The 2,601-nt window shown below is 74.9% G+C and carries 1 protein-coding gene and 1 pseudogene; both read right to left on the bottom strand.

Going from position 1 to position 2,601, the window contains the following annotated elements:
* Positions 1 to 8: 8 nt before the first annotated feature.
* Complete coding sequence (locus DQW06_RS23920) at positions 9 to 2,084, bottom strand: FUSC family protein (RefSeq protein ID WP_013153574.1); 2,076 nt, start codon at positions 2,082 to 2,084, stop codon at positions 9 to 11.
* Positions 2,085 to 2,220: 136 nt separating this feature from the next.
* A pseudogene (locus DQW06_RS23925) lies at positions 2,221 to 2,601 on the bottom strand (hypothetical protein); the annotation flags it as partial.

The raw sequence follows: 2,601 nt of genomic DNA on the forward strand, positions 1-2,601 counted from the left end.
GGGCGGGCTCACAGGTCGGCGTCCAGATCCTTCTGGGCCCGGCGGTGCTCGCGCTGGGCCCGCCGCTCGGCCTCCTGGCGCGCCGCGCGCTCGTCCTGGGCGACCGCGCTGGTCATCGCGTTGGACAGCGCCCGCAGCTCCATGTTGATCCTGGGGTAGGCGGGCAGCCGGGGGATCGCGCCCATGCGGGGCGTACGGCGCTCCCTCATCGAGGAGATGAGTTCGCCGAAGGCCAGGTCCACCCGCTGCAGGGTGATGACGCCCGCCGACTCGGGCCGGTCCCGGGCCAGCGCGGACAGGGCCAGGTAGCCGGTGCGCTGGGTGGCCACCACCACCGGCCACAGCGGCAGCGTGGACGCCGCGCGCGGCGCGTCCCCGATCGCGCTGTCGTAGACCCCGCGCAGGTTGACCAGGGCCGCGCGCATGTCCCTGCGCAGCCGGTAGCGCCGTTCGGGGCCGATCTCCACGTCCTGGTCCAGGACCGCCATGATGCACTCGCGCGAGGTCTCCAGCACGCTCGTGATGGCCTGGGGCAGGCGGGTCGCCGACGCCCTGCGCCACAGCAGCAGCGAGCCCAGCAGGCCGAACACCGAGCCCACGACGGTGTCGATGATGCGCGACCCGGCCAGGTCGGTGATGGGGTCGGGCGCGGCGGTTCCGGCCAGCAGCAGCGCCATCGGCGTCACCAGGACCGAGGCGTAGAAGAAGTTGCGGCCCACCACCAGCTGGGTGAGCCCCTGGAACAGTCCGGCGAGCACGATGACCACGGCCAGCGGCGGGTGCGTCGCGATCAGCGCGGCGCCGATGAACACGCCCACGAGGGTGCCCAGGGACCGCTGGAGGGCCCGGTTCATGGTCAGGACCACGCTGCCCGCCTGGAGGACGGCGGTCGCGGTCAGGCCCACCCAGTAGTAGTGGTCCAGGCCCAGCAGGAGGCTGAACGCGCCCGCCGCGGTCACCGTGATCCACATGCGCAGCGCGGTGGGGCGCACCAGCGAGTCCGAGCCCAGGCTGGAGCGCAGCGCGTCCCACAGCGCCGGATAGCGCTCGTCGTGCAGGGTCGCGGCGTGCTCGTCGTCATCGTGGGAGAAGCGGCGCGCGGCCTGCGCGGCCCGGGCCAGCTGGCCGTAGAGCCGGGCCTCCAGGGAGCGGGGGCGCAGGCCCCGGCGCAGTTCGTCGAGCTCGTCGGGGTCGGGGCCCAGGGAGGGGTCGGCCACGGCCGGGGCCATGCGCTCGGCGAAGTCGGCGGCCTTCTCGGGCAGGGTCGTGGGGCGCGCCATGCACACCTGGGTGGTGGCCAGGTGCACGTCGGAGACCCACCGCAGCAGGGAGCGCAGCCGGGCGGCCTCGGGGCTGGTGCGGTAGCCGCGGGTCTGGGCCAGCAGGACGATCCGCCAGGCCTCGGCCACCGCCACCGAGGCCTCGTGCTGGGCGTGGTCCAGGTCGGGCGTGCCCACGGCGCGCAGCAGGGAGGCGAGCTGGCGGTAGGCCCCGGCCACGGCGCGGTACTCGGGGTGGCGGGCGCGCACGGGCGCGCCCGACATCGACACCGACCAGCCGATGGCCGCGCCGAGGGCGGCCACCAGGGCGTGCAGGGGGACGTCGGCCAGACCGCCGGGGGCGATGGTGGAGATCGCGCCGACCAGGACGAAGAACAGGGGGCCCGGTCTGTCCACCCGCCAGGCGGCGCACAGCCAGGTAGCGATCCCGGCGGTCAGGCCGATGGAGAACACGGGCGCCCAGGAGGCCAGGGCCGAGGCCAGCGAGCCGAGGGTGACGCTGGCGACGAAGCCCAGGCCGACCAGGGCCAGGGCCGCCGAACGGTAGGCGTAGGGCGTCTTCTTCTCGTACAGGACGGTCATGGAGCCCAGGGCGGCCAGGGTGCCGACCTCCGAGCCGAACAGCCACGTGGCCAGGGCGAAGGACAGCGACATGGACACGGCGGCCTTGACCGCGGTGGTCCACGCCCAGGCGCCGGGCTGGAGTCCGAACAGCGCCCGCAGGTCGACCCTGGGGTGGGGTCGTTCGGCCACCTCGACGCGTTCGGCTCCGTGTCCTTCGCCGGGGGAACCACCCACGTTCATCGGTCCGGTGTCTCCAGTGGTTCCCAGATCTCGCACGATTCCCATCCTAGACCGGGACGAACCGGCACTTAGGTGACTTACTGAACATCCGTAGGGGCGGGCCGTGGACAGGGGCCGGGCCGTTCGGAGCGGGCTGTTACGTGGTGGTGCGCTCCGCGTCCTGCCCGGCCGGGGGCGCCCCGGCCCTCTCCGCGCGCTGTTCGGCCAGCTCGGCGCGGGCCACGGCCCGATCGCGCGCCTCCTCGGCCAGGGCCAGCCGCGCGGCGGCGGCCTCCCGCGACTCGGCCAGGGTGATCTCGGCGTTGCGGCGCTGGGTGTCCAGGTCGGCCGCCAGGCGCTCGCGGTCGGCGCGGAGCCGTTCCAGCTCGGCGGTGAGGCGTTCGCGCTCGTCGGCGGCCGCCGCGCGGTCCGACTCCAGGCGCTCGCGGGTCCGCTCCAGTTCGGCGTCGAAGCGCTCCCGTTCGGCGGCCAGGGTCCGGGCGGCCTCGCCCGCGCGCTCCTCGGCGGTCTCGGCGCG

Origin of the sequence: Nocardiopsis sp. TNDT3, from assembly GCF_003427465.1 — a bacterium.
GTDB lineage: Bacteria > Actinomycetota > Actinomycetes > Streptosporangiales > Streptosporangiaceae > Nocardiopsis > Nocardiopsis dassonvillei.